The sequence below is a fragment of the Xanthomonas translucens pv. cerealis genome (assembly GCF_006838285.1).
Lineage (GTDB): Bacteria > Pseudomonadota > Gammaproteobacteria > Xanthomonadales > Xanthomonadaceae > Xanthomonas_A > Xanthomonas_A cerealis.
This window is the reverse complement of sequence record NZ_CP038228.1, coordinates 2303562-2321921: the sequence shown is the minus strand read 5'-3', so window position 1 is coordinate 2321921 and position 18360 is coordinate 2303562. Positions and strand designations below refer to the sequence as shown.

Sequence of the window (18360 nt, the reverse complement as noted above, 5' to 3'; positions counted from 1 at the left end):
CCCGGGGAAGGGCGGCCGGCCCTGCCGACCGCCATGCATCGCCGCCCAGGAGAATCCGATGACGTCTTTGTCCGAACGCGCTGCGCTTCTGTTTCCGTCTGCATGGCGCCGCGCGCAGCGGCCTGGTCCGCTGGAAGCGGCGATCTGCACCGCACTGACGCTGGCCGCGACCGCACCGGCCGCGCTGGCGCAGGACGCCAGTGCCGACAACGCCGCCGCCACCACGCTGGAAAAGGTCACCGTGACCGGCAGCCATCTCCGCCGCGTCGATGCGGAGACCGCCAGCCCGGTGATCACCATCGACCGGCAACGGATCCAGGACAGCGGCCAGGACACGCTCGGCCAGCTGCTGCAGCAACTGCCGGCGATGGCCGGCAACATGCCCAACATCTCGCTCAATTCCGGCTTCAGCCACGGCCGCGCGCTGGTCTCGCTGCGCAATCTCGGCGCCGAGCGCACCCTGGTGCTGGTCAACGGCCACCGCATGGCCGGCCCGGCCAGCAGCGTCTCCGCCGCGCCCGGCGTGGACATCAACGCGATCCCGGCGGCGATGGTGGAGCGGATCGAGGTGCTGACCGACGGCGCGTCCTCGGTGTACGGCTCCGATGCCATCGCCGGCGTGGTCAACATCATCCTCAAGGACAAGTACAACGGCGCCGCCGCGACCGTCGACTACGGCCAGAGCACGCACGGCGACGGCAACCGCCGTTCGGTGGGTGTGGAGTGGGGCAAGACCTGGGAGCGCGGCGGGCTGATCCTGGGCCTGAGCCGCAGCTCGATGAACGCGCTGTACGACGATGACCGCAGCTATTCCAAGACCGCGCTGGACTATCTCGACGGCCAGGTGGTGCAACGTCGCGGCACCGACACCCGTGCCTTCCTCAACGATGGCCGCGTGTTGACCCCGGACAGCGGCCTGGCGCCAGGCGCGGTCGATGCCGGCGATTTCCGCACCTACAACGCGGCCACCGACGGCTATGACGGCTATTTCGGCCAATACCTGATCACCCCGGTGCAGCGCAGCAACTTCTCCGCCCACGCCAGCTTCGACTTCACCCCGAACGTGCAGGGTTACCTGGACATGTTCTGGACCCGCAGCGAGACCACCTCGCAGCTGACCGCCTACGGCATGGAGCTGCCCAACGTTGCGCAGAACTACTACAACCCGTTCGGCAGCCAGCTGTCGCGTTACCTGCTGCGTTCGGTGGCGGCCAACACCCGCGTCTACACCTCGACCATGTACCAGACCAACATCGTGGCCGGGCTGCGCGGCAAGTTCGCCGACAGCAGCTGGCAATGGGACGCGGCGGCCGGCTATGCGCGTTACAAGGACACGCTGGTGCGCAACGGCTTTTCGATCGGCTCGGCGCTGAACAACGCGGTCGGCGCCTCGTTCCTGGACAGCGACGGCGTGGTCAAGTGCGGCACGCCAGGCAACGCGATCGCCGGCTGTACCCCGATCAACGTGTTCAATCCCGACGATCCGGCGACCATCGCCGGGATCAAGGCCACCCAGAGCGCGGTCGACCTGATCGACCAGAGCACGATGAAGTTCGCCGAGGCCAGCGTCAACGGCGACCTGTTCGCGATGCCGGCGGGGATGGTGCAGGCCGCGTTCGGGCTGTCGTTCCGCAAGAACGGGTTCGCGCAGGGCACCAGCAACCCGGTCGCCGCCGCCGATGCCGAAGGCAACTGCGACTACAACGACGGCTGCATCATGAACCAGGGCCACGAGGAGACGATCAAGGAAGCCTACGCCGAAATGCTGATTCCGCTACTCAAGGACGTGCCCGGCGCGCAGGCGCTGAACCTCAACCTGGGCACGCGCTATTCCAGGTACGACTACTGGGGCAACACCACCAACAGCAAGGTCGCGCTGGAATGGCGCCCGATCGACAACCTGCTGATCCGCGCCACCGGCTCGCAGGTGTTCCGCGCGCCGGCGCTGGGCGACCTGTACGGCTCGCCGTACAACACGGTGGTCGATGCCAGCGGCAACTACACCGACCCGTGCAAGGGCTACACCGGCGGCGGCAACGCCGCGGCCTGCGCCAACGTGCCGACCAACGGCAGCTTCGTCAACACCTCCTCGTTCAACGTGCTGACCACCGGCTCGGCCAATGCCGGCTTCGCGATCAAGCCCGAGCAGGGCCGGTCCTACAACGTCGGCGCGGTCTACGATCCGGGCTGGGCGGACGGCTTGTCCCTGAACCTGGACAGCTGGCGGGTCACGCTCGACGACATGATCAACAACTCCGGCCTGGACCAGGTGCTGCAGAACTGCTACGACGGCCAGAGCGCGTACTGTCCGTTGATCCAGCGCAACGCCAGCGGGCAACTGGTCAGCGTGACCGTGCCGTTCGCGATCAACAGCGGCAAGGTCGATATCCGCGGCGACGACATCGGCATCAAGTACGCGTTGCGCGACACCGCCTGGGGCAGCTTCCAGACCGGCGTGGATGCCACGTTCCTGTCCAGCTACAGGTTCAGCGGCGACGGCCACAACTACGTCGGCGAGATGTCCAGCTACGGCAACATGCCGCGCTGGCGCGCCAGCTTCAATCTGGACTGGGACAACGGGCCGTGGCACGCCAGCTGGAACACGCGCCTGCTCGGCCCGACCACGGTCGGCAGCGCCTACGAGGACTTTTGCGGGAACACCGCCGCCGACGGCAGCTGCGTCTACTTCAAGGTCGGTACGGTCACCTACCACGATGTCTCGCTGAGCCGGAAATTCGAAAGCTTGCACACCACGCTGTCGGCCGGCGCCAACAACGTCGGCAACCGCAAGCCGCCGCAGTACTACAGCTATGCGAGCGCGGCCAATACCGACGCGTTCACCTACGACACGCTGGGACGCTACTTCTGGGCCAGGCTCAGGACCGAATTTTGAGGTTGCCGGCAGGCAGCGTGGCCGCGGCATGGCGGCGGCCGCGCGCCGCCGCCGCGTTGTTCGCGGTGGTGCTGGGCGCGGCGTGCGCTGCGGTGGCGGCCAGCGCCGTCGCCTCTGCCGATGGCGAAGCCTTGCAGGCCAGCAACGCCGCGCTCGGCTATCCGCATTTCAAGGGCACGCCGACACCGATTCCGGACAGCGGCGTGGCCTTCGCGCCGGGCGGGCATCTGCAGCGGGTGTTCGCCGCCGATCTGGCGGCCGGCGCCGGCACCGCGCCGGGCAAGGATTTCTGGATCGACCGCATGCTCGCGCGCAGCGGCACCGGCGGCGGCTTCGACGACGACAACAACTGGCTGTTCAGCCGCGGCCGCGCTGCGTACATGTACACCCACCAGCCGCAACAGCCCGGCTTCGTCGGCGATGTCGCCTATGCGCACAAGACCGGCCACGATGCGCTGTTCCGGTTGCAGGCGGAGATCGACGGCAAGCCGTTGCACCTTGTCGAGGACAGCGCGCAGCGGCGGCAGACGCCGAGCTACTTCATCAGCGTCTACACCGATGCCGGCACCGGCGTGCGGCTGCGCCTGGTCAAGTTCATCAGCGAGCAGAACGTGGCCGTGTCCGAGGCCACGCTGTCCAGCAGCGACGGCGTGGCGCGTACGCTGACTCTGCGCGCGATCTCGCCGATGGCCACGCATGCCGACGGCGCCGAACTCACCGGTGCGTTTGCCACCCACAATGCGATCACCACGGTCTTCCCGCGCCTGTCCGGCGACGGCTTTGCGGTCGATGGCGGTTCCATCGCGCGCTGCGTGGCAGTGCCGGCGCGCGGCGAGGCGGCCACGCTGAAGGTACAGCTCGGGCTGGTCACCCGCGAGCTGCCAGAATCGCTGCAGGAGTACCGGCACATCGCCGCGCAGTCGCCGCAGCAGGCCTACCGCGAGCACGTCGTCGCCTACAACCGCTGGTGGGCCGACAACCTGCCGTACCTGGACACGCCCGAGGACAACATCGACAAGACGTTGTTCTACCGCTGGTGGCTGCTGCGCTTCAATTTCCTCGACGCCGCGGTGCCCGGCAACGACTACCAGTTCCCGGTGGCGATCGAAGGCGTGCTCGGCTACGACAACGCGATCGTGCTGACCACCGGCATGTTCATCGACGACCTCAAGTACCTGCGCGATCCCAGCTACGCCTACGGCTCGTGGCTGGGTGCCGGCGAGACCGCCGGCGGCGGCAAGTACGTGGACAATCCCGGCGCGCCGGAGAACTGGTCCAATTCCTACGCCCAATACCTCAGCGCCGCTGCCTGGCGCGCCTACCAGCTGCACGGCGGACCGCCGGCGGTGGCGGCGCAGCTGGCGCGCTACGCCAGCGCCGATGTGGATGCGTTGCTGCGCGCCTACGACCGCAACGGCAACGGCCTGATCGAATACGACTGGGCGGCGATGACCGGCAACGACGCCGATGCGGTGTCCTTCGACTGGGCCAAACAGCACGGCCAGATCCGCATGGACCGCAGCGAGAGCGCCTATGTCTACGCCAACGCGCTGGCCGCGGCGCAGGCCGCGCAGCTCGCCGGCGATGCGGCCACTGCGCTGCGCATGCAGGCGCTGGCGGCGAAGATCCGCCGCGCCGTACTCGCCGTGCTGTGGCAGGACCACAGCGCGAGCGCCGACGGCATGGGCCTGCACGGCGACCTGCTCAAGCAGCGCCAGGCCGATGGCGCGCGGCTGCCGGTGGACTGGAAGGAGACCAACAACTACTACCCGTTCAGCGTCGGCCTGATGCCCAGGCAGGGCGATGCCGACTACGACCCGAAATACGTGCGCGCACTGCGCCTGTTCGCCGACGCGCGGCAGTACCCGATCTTCCCGTTCTATACCGCCAACCAGGCCGACCGGCAGGCGCGCGGCGGCGGCAGCAACAACTTCTCGGTAATCAACTCCACCGTCGCCTTCCGCCTGCTCGGCAGCGCGCTGCGCGACTATCCCAGTGCGTACCTGGACGCGGGCAGCTACCGCAAGCTGCTGTACTGGAACGCCTGGGCGCACTACATCGATGGCGACAATCGCTACCCGGACCAGAACGAGTTCTGGGCGCAGGGCAGTGCCGCCGACGGCGGCAGCATCGGCTACCGCTCGTGGATCCACCACACCCAACTCGGTGCGACCAACTTCACCGTGATCGAGGACGCGATGGGCCTGCGTCCGCGCAGCGATGCCAGGATCGAGCTGTCTCCGATCGATATCGGCTGGGATCACTTCGCCGTCGACGCAATACGCTATCGCGACCGCGACCTTGCCATCGTCTGGGACCGCGACGGTCGCCACTACCGCGGCGCGGTGCCCAAGGGTTATTCGCTGTATCTGGACGGGACGCTGGCGTTCACCGTCGATCGCCTGGCGCATGTGCTCTACGACCCGGCCAGCGGTCGCGTGCAGGCGCTGCCGGATGCGGTCAATGCGGATGCCGCGCGGCTGCGTGTGGTCGGTTCGAAGGCCATCGCCCTGCAGACGCCGGCGCAGGTGCGTTTCGCTGCCGATGCGCGCATCACCGCCATGCTGGCCGACGCCGGCGTGGACACCACGCTGCCGGCAACCGCGCGCAACCTCGCGCAAGGCGCGACGGTGAGCGCCAGCGATGCCGCCGACGGTTTCCCTGCCACCGCGGCGGTGGACGGCAGCACCGCCAACGAGCCGTTCTGGGGTACGGCCGGGTCGCCGTCGCGCAGCGACTGGATCGAACTCGACCTGGGCCGGCCACAGACGCTGGACGACGTGCGCCTGTACTTCTACCGCAGTTCCTCGCCGCCCGGCGAACAGCACGGTTTTCCTTCCGGCACCCGCGCCGGCTACGCGCCGCCGTGGCTGTACGTGCTGCAGTATTTCGACGGCGCCGCCTGGAAGACCGTGCCCGGCCAGGTGCGCGATGCGCCGATCGCGCAGGGCAATCGCAACCGTGTGCGTTTCCCGGCGTTGCGCGTGCAACGGCTGCGCGTGCTGGTGACGCATGCCGGCGCGCTGCGCACCGGGATCAAGGAAATCCAGGCCTATGCCAGCGGCGCACGGGTGCCGGCGGCGAAGCCCAATCAGGCGCCGCAGGTCGAGGCATGGCAGCAGGATGGCGTCGGCGGCGGCGCACTGCGTGTCGTTGGCCGCGTCGGCGACGACGCGCTGCCGAACGGCAGCTTGGCGCTGCAGTGGCGCGTGCTGCAGGCGCCGCCGGGCGGCGCGGCGATCTTCGAGGAACCGCAGGCGGCCAGCAGCAGCGTGCGCTTCACCGCGCCCGGTGCCTACACGCTGCGCTTGCAGGCCGACGATGGCGCGTTGCAAGGCCATGCCGACGTGGCCGTGATCGCCGCGCCGATGCCGGTGGGGCAGGGCCTGGAAGTGCAGGGCGACGCCGAGGCCAGCGCGCAGGTCACCGCCGGCCATCACCGGCTGCAGGCGCTCAACGACGGGCTGCTGCCGACGCCTGGCCAGGTGCCGGCTGCGGACCGGCGCTGGGGCAGCTGGGGCCGCGCGCAACCGGCCTCGGTCTGGGTGCAGTACCAATGGCGGCAAGCGCAGCGCCTGAATGGTGCCGCGCTGTATTTCTGGGACGACCAGCCCGATGGCGGCGTTGCGCCGCCGCGTGCGTGGAAGCTGCAATACCGCGACGGCGAGCAGTGGCGCGATATCGCGGTACGCGGCGGCTATCCGCTCGCCGCGCGCGGCGAAGCGAGTCGCGTGGCGTTCGCGCCGGTGAGCACCAGCGCATTGCGTGTGGTGCTGGATACCGCGGTGCAGGGCAACGGCCATGCCGCGGTCGGCATCGACGAATGGCAGGTGTTCGCCGAGCGCGCCGACACGACCGAGCCGATCGACGTGCGGGTGGCGCCGGGCGAGACGCCGGCCTTACCGCAGCGCATCGCCGGTTATTTCGCCGACGGCAGCTGGGCGTGGCTGGGCGTGCGCTGGCCGCAACTGGATGCCTCCGCGCTGGCCAGCGAAGGCCGCGTACAGGTGCAGGGCCTGGCCGATGGTGGCGTGCCGGTCAGCGCCAGCATCTGGGTGCGCGCCACCGCGCCGGGCCAGATCAACACGGTGCAGGCGCCACCGCCGCTGCACGTGCGCGCCGGGCAGGTGCCGGTACTGCCGGCATTCGTTAGCGTGCAGTACAACGACGGCTCGCGCGAACGCGTGCCGGTGCAGTGGCCGCCGTTGGCGCCGGCCGCGTATGCGGTGCCTGGCACGTCCAGCCTCGTCGGCAGCGTGCAGGGGCGCGGCGGCAGCGGACAGTTGCCGGTGCGGCTGCAGATCGTGGTCGATGCGGCGGTGGCGCCATGAGCTTGCGCCGTGTCATGCAACCTGCCGCGCGCGTCGGCGCCGGCCTGCTGTTGGCGCTCGCCCTTGCCGCAGCGCACGCTGGGCCGCTGCTTGTGCGCAGCGTGCACAGCGCCGGCAATCCGATCCTGGCCGACGGCCGCGACTATTCCGCCGATCCGGCGCCGCTGGTCGCCGACGGCAAGCTATACATCATCGCCGGCCGCGACGAAGCGCCGCCCGACCTCAACGACTTCGTGATCCAGCGCTGGCAACTGCTGGTGACCGACGATGTCGGCAGCGGCACCTGGACCCACTATCCGTCGCTGCTGCGTCCGGAACAGGTCTTCGCCTGGGCCGCCGCGGGCCGCGCCTATGCCGCGCAGATCGTGCAGGGGCCTGATCGCCGCTATTACCTGTATGCGCCGGTGGAGGAAAAGCACTCGTCCAACGCCGATCCGTTCGCGATCGGCGTGGCGGTCGCCGACAGCCCGCTGGGGCCGTGGCGCGATGCGCATCCGCAAGGGCCGATCCTGTCGCAGTCGCTACCGGTCAGGAACACCATCCAGAACATCGACCCGACCGTGCTGGTCGACGACGACGGCCGCGTGTATCTGTACTGGGGCACCTTCGCCAAGCTGTTCGGCATCGAACTGCAACGCGACATGGTCACGCCCAAGGGCGCGGCGGTGGCGGTGACCACGCTGGACGGCTATTTCGAAGCGCCATGGCTGTTCAAGCGCAACGGCACCTACTACATGGCCTATGCCGGCAACCGTGCCGGGCCGGATTCCGACTGCACGCCGACGCTGTACCACGCCTGCATCGCCTACGGCACTGCGCCGTCACCGCTGGGGCCGTGGACCTACCGCGGGGTGATCCTGCCGCCGGTGTCCTCCACCACCTCGCATCCGGGCATCGTGCAGTTCAAGGGCCAGTGGTATCTGGTCTACCACACCGCCGATGCCAAGGGCGGCGGCCATTTCCGCCGCAGCGTGGCGATCGACCGGATGGACTGGGACGAGACGCAGCAGCCGGCGCGGATCCGTCCGGTGCATGCCACCCGTGCGCCGCAGCCGCCGGTGCCGCTGCAGCGCAACGTCGCCCGCTACGCCCATGCCAGCGCCTCCAACGGCCCGGACATCCCGCATCAATACTGGATCGCCGCGCTCAACGACGGCGTGGTCAAGCGCAATCCGCTGCCGCCACAGATGTGGGGCAGTTGGACCGCGCACAATCCGCCGCAGCAGTGGATCCAGTACAGCTGGGCGCAGCCGGTGACGCTGCAGCGCAGCCGCATCGTGTTCTGGGCCGACCATCCGCCCGGCGCGAACCAAGGCGTGGCGCCGCCGGCGCGCTGGCATCTGCAATACCGCAAGGACGGGCAGTGGCTGCCGCTGGCGGAGGCGACGCGCGGCGCGGTTGCCGGCCGCGTGCAGACGTTGCGTTTCGCGCCGGTGACCACGCGCTGTGTGCGCGCGGTGTTCGATGCCTCCGGCGGCGACAGTGGCTATGCCGCGCTGGCGGTGCAGGAATGGGAACTGTGGGCCACGCGCGCGCAGCGCCTGGTTCAGGCCGGTGCTGCGGATGCGCAGCGCTGCGACACACGGTGATGCATCAGGTGGCTGACTTATGAAAACGGATCGGAACCGGCTGCGCCTCGCGGCGCTGGGCGCAGTGTTGCTCGTCGCGGCGGCGCTGGCGCCATGCGCGCTGGCCGCGCCGAGCGCGGACGACTACCAGCGTGCGCAGGCGCTGAGCCGGCGCTACGAGGCGCTGGTCGATCGCCAGCCGTCGCAGCCGCTGTGGCTGGATGCCGGGCATTTTCTTTACCGGCGCAGGCTGGCACGCGCCGGCGCCGCGCCGGCGATCGAGTACCGGCGGGTGACGGTGGACGGCGGCCGCAACGAGCCTGCCTTCGACCACGCGCGGCTGGCGGCGGCGATGTCCGCGGCCAGCGGCAAGCCGGTTGATGCGAGCACATTGCAACTGCACGCAGTGGAGCTGGATGCGCACCAGCTCGCCTTCGAGCGCGCTGGGGTGCGCTGGCAGTGCGCGCTGCCGAAGTACAGTTGCACGCGCACCGAGATGGGCGCGTTGCCGCCCGATTCCTACGACCTGAGCATTCCGCTGAAGCAGGGCCAGGCGTATGCGCAGGCGTCGCCGGACGGCAAGTGGCGCGCCTGGATCGAGGCCGGCAACGTGGTGGTCGCGCCGGTCGCCGGTGGTGCGCCGGTCGCGCTCAGTCGCGACGGTAGCGCCGCCGCGTACTACGCGGTGGACAGTTTCGCCTGGTCGCCGGACTCGACCCGGTTGGTCGCCTACCGGGTCACGCCGGCGCCGCTGCGCACGGTGCACTACATCGAGTCGGCGCCGCCGGACCAACTGCAGCCCAAGCTGCACCAGCAGATCTATGCCAAGCCCGGCGATCCGCTGCCCATGCTGCAGCCGGTGCTGTTCGACCTGGCCTCGCGGCAGGCGCAGGCGGTGCCGACGGCGCTGTTCCCGAATGCGTTCGCGCTGGGTTGGCCGCAGTGGCGCCGTGACGGCAGCGGCTTCACATTCGAATACAACGAGCGCGGCCACCAGCGCTACCGGGTCATCGAAGCGGACGGGCGCAGCGCGCAGGCACGCACCCTGATCGAGGAAACCTCGCCGACCTTCATCGAATATTCCGATCTCAGCGGCAACCACGAGGACGGCGGCAAACGCTATCGCCACGATTTCGCCGATGGCGCGCGCACCCTGTGGGCGTCCGAACGCGACGGCTGGGAGCAGCTATACCTGTACGACACGCGCCGCGGCGATGCCCCGCGCCAGGTCACGCGTGGCGAGTGGGTAGTGCGTAAGGTCGAGCGCGTCGACGAGGCCGCGCAGCAGATCTACTTCACCGCCTCTGGCATGAACCCGGGCGAAGATCCCTACTACCGTCACGCCTATCGCATCGGCGTGGACGGCCGCGGGCTGACCGCGCTGACTCCGGCGCAGGCCGACCACGAGGTGGTGCTGTCGCCCGATGGACGCTGGCTGCTCGATTTGTATTCGCGGGTGGATCTTGGACCGGTGCTGGAACTGCGCCGCAGCGACGACGGCGCGCTGGTGCAGCAAGTCGAGCGCACCGACCTGAGCCGCTTGCGCGCCGCCGGCTGGGTGCCGCCGCTGCCGTTTCATGCGCCGGGCCGCGACGGCAAGACCGAGATATGGGGCGTGATCCATCGTCCGCAGGCACAGGTGGACGGGCAGCGCTACCGCGTGGTCGAAAACATCTACGCCGGGCCGCACGGCTCGTTCGTGCCCAAGACCTTCAGTGCGCGCGTGCCGGCGCTGACCGCGCTCGGCTTCGCCGTGGCGCAGATCGACGGCATGGGCACCAACAACCGCTCGCGCGCGTTCCACGACGTGGCCTGGCGCAATCTCAAGGACGCCGGTTTCCCCGATCGCATCGCCTGGCACCGCGCCGTGGCGGCGCAGTATCCGTGGTATGCGATCGAGCAGGGCGTGGGCATCTACGGTACCTCCGCCGGCGGCCAGAGCGCGCTTGGCGCGTTGCTGTTCCATCCCGAGTTCTACATCGCTGCGGTGGCCAATTCCGGCTGCCACGACAACCGCATGGACAAGATCTGGTGGAACGAGCAATGGATGGGCTGGCCGGTTGGGCCGTGGTATTCGGCCTCGTCCAATGTCGACAACGCCTGGCGCCTGCAAGGGCATCTGCTGCTGGTGACCGGTGACATGGACCACAACGTCGATCCGGCCAGCACCTTCCAGGTCGCCGATCGGCTGATCAAGGCCGGCAAGGATTTCGATCTGCTGGTGGTGCCGGGCGGCGACCATGACGCCGGCGGCGACTACGGCCAGCGCCGGCTGGCGGACTTCTTCGTGCGTTGGCTGCAGCAGGCGCCGACGCCGGACTGGAATGGCGCGCCCTCCACGCTGCACGCCGGGACATGAGTGGCGCTGCCGCGCCGCAAGCACATCAAGAAACACCTCAAGAAACATCGCATTGCGCTACCGAGTGCACATTCAAAACGGATGCGGTGATCGACGCTGAAATGGCTGGCGCGTAGGGCCTTGCATCCCCGGGGTGGGCGCATTTTCGAACACGACGCTGTCGCGCTCCGGCGCATGCGGGAACGGCAGCGTATCGCGTTGTTGCGCTCGTCGCTGCGATGAGCCAGGAAAGTGTGCGGGGCTGCGCCTTGCGGCGGATGGCAATGGTGTCCGCTGTCCATGCCGGATGTTCCTTCGTGTCGATGATTCAGGAGAGTTCCAATGAGCAAGGCGGTCTTTCGCAAGCCCTGTGTTGGGCGCCGCAGCATGAGCCGGTCGCTGTTGTTCAGCGCGATCGTGGCGGCCACGATCGCCGTTCCCGCTGTGCATGCGCAGGAGTCCAGCGGTGGGGTGTATGGTGCGGTCGACATGCAAGGCCGAATCGCCGCTGCGCAGGTCGTGATCCGCAACCTCGATACCAACGCCACGCAGATCCGCAAGCCCGATGCGTCCGTCAAATACTCGATCGCCGGACTGAGCCCAGGCAAGTACGAGATCGTCCTGCGCTGCGGCGAGCAGCGGCTGGCGAGCACGCAGGCGATCGTGCGCCCGGGCAGTTACACCGCGGTGGCGCCACTGGCCGACCGGCGGGCCGCCGCCACCAAGCTGGGCGAGGTCAGGGTCAGCGCCGCCGGCATCAACAATGCCGCCGACAACACCGCGCCGATCGACGTCAGCACGCCGCAGCTGGCGCGGCAGTAGTCCCAGGAGCTGTTGCGCAAGACCGGTGTGGATACCAGCGGCAACAACGGCAGCGGCGGGCCGTACAGCAACCTGCTCACCGCGCTCCCGCAGCAATTCATGTCGCAGGTCGCCTCGCAACCCTCGGGCGGATCCGGGTACGCGTCCTTCGGTGGCGGTTCCGGCACCGAGACGCGCTACTACGTCAATGAGTTCGACACGACCTTCGATTACAGCGGCGCCGGCGCCAACATGGTGCCGGGCGAGCTGATCGGCTATGCGGCGGTCATCGCCAACGGCGCTTCGGCCAAGTACTCCAACGCGATGGGAGGCTCGGTTTCGGCGGCGACGAAATCCGGCGACAACACCTGGCGTGCCGGGTTCTCCTCCTACATCGTCCCGCCTTACTCCAGGCTGCTCAGGCGCCACACCGAAGACGATGCGCTGATCGACAACGACGGCAACAGGACATGGTTCCTGGAAGGAGGGATCGCCAGCAACGGGCAGCAGGACACGGCGTTCAACACTACGTTGTGGATTTCCGGCCCATTGCTGAAGGACCGCTTGTTCGTCAATCTGGCATATCAGGATACCCAGCCGGCGTCGCGCAGCAATTACCTGTACGGCAGCACGCTCGGCTATGCCGCCCAGTTCATGCACAACTACCACAACCCCGCGGCGACGCTGACCTGGAACGTCACCGAAAATCAGACCCTGGACGTGGTGGCGGCAAACAACAACACCAAGGACCACACCACGATCTGGAAATTGAACGAGCAGGGAGATGCGCAGTCTTCGAGGCAGTATTTCCGCAACGTGCTGTTCAAAATGAACGAAGATTTCTATGTCGGACGCTACCGTTGGCGCATGAACGACAGCATGGACCTGTCGGTGATGGGCGGCTATTTCACCCATTCCGAGCAGAACCTGTTCAACGGTTTCGAAATATTCTCGGCGCGAATCACCCGCGACTCCGGCGGCCAGAACGTCTATAACGTTGTTTCCGACGGTTCGCCCGACAGCGAAATCCCCTTCGACTACTCCAAGCGCGGGTTTCGCACGGACTGGGTCTGGCAACCGGGCAGCCACAAGATCGGCTCGGGTGCCGAGCGCTACGCGTTCTTCGAGAACAACCAGTCCGCTTATGGAGAGAGCGGCCACTACACCTGCTTCGACTATGCGCTGGGATCGCCGAGCAAGGACGACGCCAGCGGCATCGCCATTCCCGCCAATACGCCGTACATGCGTTCCTTCGTGTCCTACTACGGCGGGCCGCTGACCCAGGTCAACCGCGGCGCCTACCTGGAGGATTACTGGCAAGCGCTGCAAAACCTGGTCGTTTACGCGGGCGTGCGCCCCGACAACAACCAGTCCATGTTGGGCAGCGGTCTGAGGGCGCTGAACTTCTGGACCACGTCCCCACGCTTCGGGCTGTCGTGGGATGTCAAGGGCGACAGTTCGATGAAGGCCGGTTTCACCTATGGCCTTTACAGCATGGCGGTACCTGGGGTGATCCTGGCCAATGCCCTCAACGATTCCACCCAGCAGTACCAGTACTACACCTACGATGGCATCAACGCCGACGGCACGCTGATCGCTCCGCAGCAGTTCGGCAGTTATGCCGTCACCAGCACGGTTTCCGACCCGCGCGTGGTGTCTTCGCGCAATATCAGGACGTCGCAGCAGGAGAATCTGGCGCTGTATTTCCAGGACAACGGATTGGTCCCGAACTGGTCGGAAACGCTCGAGCTGAACTATGCGAACGTGAAACGGGCGATTTCGGCCTGGCGCGACCTGAACACTCCCGGCTACAGCAGCGCCGCCTACCGCTATCTGCAGTCGTTGGGCTACGAGGATCCGTACATCGGCAACATCGTGCTGGTCAATCCGGGCAGGGACATCGTGCTGAGCAACGACTTCGATCACGACGGCAGCCTGGAGACCGTTGTGGTCCCCGCCAGCGCGGCAGGCCTGCCCAAGCCCAAGCGCAAGGCCTATACCCTCAGCGTCGAGATGGTCCACCCGGAGACGCCCGACCAACCCGTGTTCCTGCAGGCCAGCTACACCTGAAAACACGTATGGGGCAACTACGAGGGCTATTACGCCGAAGGCGATCCGGCCAGCAATCTGCTGGGGTCGCAGGTGTTCCAGTACGCTGCCCTGACCCAGGGCGCGACGGGCAACCTGCCGCAGGATATCCGCCATGCGTTCCTGCTCAACAGCTCGCATACGTTCGGCAGCAGCGGATTCAGTGCCGGGCTGGGGCTGAACTGGCAGAGCGGCGCGAATACATCCTGCTACTCGCAGTATCCGCTGTCGAGCGATGCCGCCAGGACCGCCGGCGAGCATGCCTATTACTGCGCAGGCGTCGCGGTGAGCCGCGGCAGCCTGGGACGCCTGCCGAGCTGGTGGCTGCTCAATATGAACACCGCCTGGGAGCACAGCTGGGGATCGAACCGTCTGCGTTTGGAGTTCAACATGGGCAATGTCCTGAACAAAAACACTCTGGTGTTCGTGAGCCCCTATTACGGTTATTACAACGGATCGGCCCTGGTCAAGGAGAGCCGATACGGCGGACAGGCATCTCTGGCTCCGCGTTCGGCGTCGTTCGCCATCCGCTACAACTGGAACTGATCGTGTGTTCGACCGCAATCGCGGCGATCGTCAGCCTGCGGACAGCCGTTGCGGCCGGCACCGGCACGGCCGAATGCATTCGCTGAGGCTGGTGCACGCGCGTGCATGAGGTTGCAGCGAGGTGTGCCGGTTCCTGCAGTCCGTTGCGACATATGACAAATTTCCACATCAAAGGCGAGGTTTTTCCACAAGACGCTGCACCTGCGGACGTGAAACCCTGCGATGGCGATGTGCGCCAGCGCACAACGCATTTTGCGCCGTGCGGGGATGCACGGCCTCCATCGATCGATACCGGTTCTGGTTGCGTCGGGCAGCGAGGACGCGGCGTCGTGCGGCCTGGATTTTGCGTGCAGGCCGATTAACCGAGAGAACGCCCATGCATCACGTCCGCTTGCCTTCCATCCATGCAGCTTCGGTTTGCCGCGATCGCTGCGGACAAGGACGCAGCCTGCTATGCGTTGCGATCGCCATGGCCCTGCTCGCGGCGTTGCCGGCGGCGGCGCAGCAGACCGTCGTGGTGCGCGACAAGACCGCCGCCGCGGCCGATGGCAGCGACAGCGCCGCCGACGCCAAGACCCTGGACAGCGTGGTCGTCACCGGCTCGCGCATCCGCCGCAACGATGCGCTGGACGGCCCCACGCCGCTGACCGTGATCGGCGCTGAACAGATCCGTGCGGCCGGCTATACCGAGATCGCCGATGTGGTCAATCAGCTGCCGAGCCTGGCGCTGACCCAGACCAGCCAGACCAGCAACCTGGCCGGCAATCCCGGCATCAACGCGCTGGACCTGCGCGGCATGGGGACTCAGCGCACCCTGGTACTGGTCGACGGCCGCCGCCAGGTGCCGGCGATTCCGGGCACCTCGGCGGTGGACGTGAGCAATATTCCTTCCAGCCTGGTCGAACGCGTGGAAGTCATCACCGGCGGCGCTTCCGCGCTGTACGGCGCCGATGCGGTCACCGGTGTGGCCAACTTCATCCTGAAGAAGGATTTCCAGGGCCTGGATGCCAGCGCCCGCTACGGTATCTCCAGTCGCGGCGACATGCGCAGCCGCAGCGTCGATGCGTTGTTCGGGCGCAACTTCGCCGACAACCGCGGCAACGTCACCGCGTACGGTTTCTACGAGCGCGAGCCCGATTCGGTGTCCGGCCAGGACCGTCCGTGGACCGCCATGGGCTACCCGATGTACACGCGCAACAACCGCAACCAGCGCTACTGGATCTCCGACAACAACCGCAACATCAACAACGCCGAGGACGCGCAGCTGATCCTCGGCGGCCGCCACTACGCGATGACCGGCGACGGCCAGCTGCGCGCGCCGGTGCTCGGCCCGGGCGGCTACGTCAACAGCGTGCCGCTGAGCCTGGCCGATCCGTCCACCGCGCTGGGCAGCCTGCTCACCGACGGCGGCGAGTACGGCGGCCGCTACGACTCGTGGTACCTGGCAGTGCCGTCGGATCGTTTCGCCAGCCGCGCCACGCTCAATTTCGACTTCAGCGACAGCCTGCGCTTCTTCGCCAACGTCGGCTATTCGCGTACCACCTCGCAATCGGCGTGGCGCGCGCTGAGCGCGTTCGGCAGCGAGGCGGTGCCGGCCGACAGCCCGTTCATCACCGACGCGATGCGCGCGGCCAACGGCGGCACGATCACCGACGGGGTCTACTTCGCGCGGCACTTCGACGACGAACTGGGGCAGAGCGGCAGCCAGTACCGGCGCCAGCTGCTGCAGGGTGTGGTCGGCCTGGAGGGCGACTTCAGCCTGGGCGGGCGCGCCTGGAACTACAGCGCGTACTACTCCTACGGCCGAACCGAGCAGCGCAACCGCGACATCGATACGGTGGCCTATACGCGCTACCACCTGGCGGTGGATTCCACCGCCGCTGCCGACGGCAGCGCGATCTGCCGCAGCACGCTCACCGATCCGGGCAACGGCTGCGTGCCGTTGAATCCGTTCAAGCGCCTGACCGCGCAGGAGATCGGCTACCTGCGCTACACCTCGGACTGGGCCACCACCACCATGACCCAGCAGGTGCTGTCGGCCTATGCCTCTGGCGGCATATTCGACCTGCCCGGCGGCGAGGCGCAGATCGCGTTCGGCGGCGAGTACCGCAAGGAGCGCAACGACATCGGCGCGATCGCCCAGTACGATCCGGCCAATCCGGCCTACGACGCCAGCCTGGGCACCACCCAGCTGCCGCTGGTCGGCCAGTACGACGTCAAGGAACTCTACAGCGAACTGCACCTGCCGCTGCTGGCCGACAAGCTGTTCGCGCAGCGCCTGGGCGTGGACGCGGCGCTGCGCGTGTCCGACTACAACACCGCCGGCCGCACCGTCACCAACAAGTTCGGCATCGACTGGGCGCCGATCCAGGACATCACCCTGCGCGGCACCTACGGCAAGGCGGTGCGTGCGCCCAACATCGGCGAGCTGTACACCGCCAGCAGCATCGGCGGCATGTGGATTACCGATCCGTGCAACAGCTACAACCAGCGCTACCGCACCGACCGCAGCCAGTACACCGCGGCCAACTGCGCGCAGCTCAATCCGTCCGACAAGAGCACCTACTGGCTGTACCGCGACATCATCACCAAGGGCAACCTGGAACTGGCCAACGAAACCGCCAAGACCCGCACCGTCGGCATCGTGCTGCGCCCGCGTTTCCTGCAGGATTTCTCGCTGTCGGTGGACTACTACAACATCGACCTGCGCGGCGCGATCGATTCGTTCCCGGCGCAGACCATCGTCAACAAGTGCGTGGACGCGTCGACCCTGGACAACCCGTTCTGCTCCTTCGTCAGCCGCGATGCCGACGGCAACCTGCTCAACGCGGTCACCCAGAAGCTCAACCTGTCGCGCTACCTGACCCGCGGCGTCGACTTCTTCGCGCAGTACCGCTACGACCTGGCAGAGCGCTGGGACCAGAATGCCGGCGCGCTGTCGTTCGACCTGAACTACACCCACCTGATCCGCCAGGACTACACGCTGGATCCGGACCAGCCGGAAGAAGTCACCCGCTTCGCCGGCGTGTTCGGCTCGCCTTCATGGAAGGGCGTGCTGCGCACCACCTGGTCCAACGCGCACGCCGGCGCGACCTGGTCGCTGCGGCACTTCTCCAAGATGCGCAACAGCACCGAGATCAGCGACACCGACTACCAGAAGGTGTGGGCCGGCAACGTGTTCTACAGCGACGTGTCCGGCTACTACCGGCTCAAGTCGGGGCTGGAAGTGTTCGGCGGGGTCAGCAACCTGTTCGACCGCGCGCCGCCGCGGGTGCCGGGCGCGGAGGCGGGCGGTGCCAATTTCGAGCTGGGTTACCACGCAGGCGTGTACGACGTGATCGGGCGCATGTACTACGGCGGGATCCGCCTGGCGTTGTGAGGGCAGGCAGGCGCCGCGCCGGTGAGCGCAGCAGCGCTGCGCTGCCGAGGCGGTTGTGGCGAACGCACTTGCAGTCGCGGCACGCGATGGGCTGCGGATAGGCGTGCATCGAGCGATGTCCGCGCGGCACCCAGGTGATCGCTTGCCTGCGTGATGTAAATTGCGCTCCTGCCGTGATCGGCGCTGCATTTCCTGTCTTTGTAGCGAATCAAGTTGTAGTTCTGCGAGCGCATGCAGTGCGCCGACTTTCGCGCGCCCCTAGCATCTTCCAGGTCGGTCAGGCGCGCGAGCGGGTAACCAAGGGAATTGAGTCGTTGGGGGTGCGCAAAAGCGTTCGATTGGTTTTCCTTGCCTCTACCGCGCGCTAGCGCGGTGCGACGCGGAGGATTTTCCGAACATTGCTGTGCGCTGTGTTC

At 67.4% G+C, this 18360-nt stretch carries 8 protein-coding genes; all 8 read left to right on the top strand.

The window, feature by feature from the left end; all coding sequences use genetic code 11:
* The first annotated feature begins 58 nt into the window (after positions 1–58).
* Positions 59–2893, top strand: a complete 2835-nt coding sequence (locus tag E4A48_RS10185) for a TonB-dependent receptor domain-containing protein (protein WP_142742359.1) — start codon at positions 59–61, stop codon at positions 2891–2893.
* On the top strand, positions 2890–7224 hold the full coding sequence (locus E4A48_RS10180; protein WP_142742358.1) for an Ig-like domain-containing protein: 4335 nt from the start codon (positions 2890–2892) through the stop codon (positions 7222–7224). The genes E4A48_RS10185 and E4A48_RS10180 overlap by 4 nt, the downstream gene beginning before the upstream one ends.
* Entirely contained in the window at positions 7221–8813 is a 1593-nt protein-coding gene (locus E4A48_RS10175) for a family 43 glycosylhydrolase (protein WP_142742357.1), read from the top strand. Before E4A48_RS10180 ends, E4A48_RS10175 begins: the two co-directional genes overlap by 4 nt.
* Before the next feature lie 19 nt (positions 8814–8832).
* The gene (locus E4A48_RS10170) at positions 8833–11151 is read left to right on the top strand and encodes a S9 family peptidase (protein ID WP_142742356.1); all 2319 of its coding nucleotides are present in this window, start codon (positions 8833–8835) and stop codon (positions 11149–11151) included.
* A 321-nt stretch (positions 11152–11472) separates the two neighbouring features.
* Positions 11473–11952, top strand: a complete 480-nt coding sequence (locus E4A48_RS10165) for a hypothetical protein (protein WP_142742355.1) — start codon at positions 11473–11475, stop codon at positions 11950–11952.
* A 12-nt stretch (positions 11953–11964) separates the two neighbouring features.
* Positions 11965–14001: a TonB-dependent receptor gene (locus E4A48_RS10160; protein WP_142742354.1), complete on the top strand. Its 2037-nt coding sequence runs from the start codon at positions 11965–11967 to the stop codon at positions 13999–14001.
* A gap of 72 nt (positions 14002–14073) precedes the next feature.
* Positions 14074–14565, top strand: coding sequence for a hypothetical protein (locus E4A48_RS10155; protein ID WP_039006719.1), 492 nt, complete (start codon positions 14074–14076; stop codon positions 14563–14565).
* 469 nt (positions 14566–15034) lie between these two features.
* Entirely contained in the window at positions 15035–17944 is a 2910-nt protein-coding gene (locus E4A48_RS10150) for a TonB-dependent receptor plug domain-containing protein (protein WP_260608118.1), read from the top strand.
* Positions 17945–18360 lie beyond the last annotated feature (416 nt).

Bases quoted from the DNA above. Each gene is read 5' to 3' on its own strand.
- E4A48_RS10185 (WP_142742359.1), top strand. From the start codon at position 59: ATGACGTCTTTGTCCGAACGCGCTGCGCTTCTGTTTCCGTCTGCATGG.
- E4A48_RS10175 (WP_142742357.1), top strand. From the start codon at position 7,221: ATGAGCTTGCGCCGTGTCATGCAACCTGCCGCGCGCGTCGGCGCCGGC.
- E4A48_RS10170 (WP_142742356.1), top strand. From the start codon at position 8,833: ATGAAAACGGATCGGAACCGGCTGCGCCTCGCGGCGCTGGGCGCAGTG.
- E4A48_RS10165 (WP_142742355.1), top strand. From the start codon at position 11,473: ATGAGCAAGGCGGTCTTTCGCAAGCCCTGTGTTGGGCGCCGCAGCATG.
- E4A48_RS10150 (WP_260608118.1), top strand. From the start codon at position 15,035: ATGGCCCTGCTCGCGGCGTTGCCGGCGGCGGCGCAGCAGACCGTCGTG.